The sequence below is a fragment of the Campylobacter sp. 2018MI34 genome, from assembly GCF_016598975.1.
In the GTDB taxonomy this organism is placed as follows: Bacteria; Campylobacterota; Campylobacteria; order Campylobacterales; family Campylobacteraceae; genus Campylobacter_D.
The window spans coordinates 1-526 of sequence record NZ_JAENKS010000076.1 but is presented as its reverse complement, the minus strand read 5'-3'; the positions used below and the strand labels follow the sequence as shown (position 1 = coordinate 526).

The 526-nt window shown below is 29.7% G+C and carries 1 pseudogene; it reads left to right on the top strand.

Annotation, left to right across the window (positions count from 1 at the left end):
- Nucleotides 1-526: pseudogene (locus JG676_RS07785) on the top strand (autotransporter outer membrane beta-barrel domain-containing protein); the annotation flags it as partial.

Genomic DNA, 526 nt, shown 5'->3' with positions numbered 1-526 from the left:
TACAGAAATTAAAACTTTTAACAATAGTGGAATTATAAACACTAATAGTACTTTTGGAGTAAATATAGCTAGTGGAACAACAATAGATAATTTCACAAACACTGGAACTATAAAAAGCACAGGAACTTTAGATGCTTCTATAAATGTAAATGTTTCAACTGGTATATATTTACAAGGTTTAGTAAAAACTTTTACTAATGAGGGTTTAATTTCTGGTATTATGGGAATTAAATTAGTTAAAAGTTCTATGGGAACTTTTATTAATAAAGGTACTATAGAATCAACTAGTAGCAATACTATTGCAGCAGGAATTTCTCTTGCAACCCTTAATGGAAGCCCTTCCACTATTGATAATTTAACTAATGAAGGTCTTATTAAATCAAAATCTCATGGTATCCAAGCAGAAGCTGGAAATTATATTAATACTATAATTAATAAAGGCACTATAGAAGCTGATTTAAATGGTATAAGCTTTTATGATCATGGTAGTGCTGGTGGAAGCGGTGGTACTATGAAACTAGGAAGA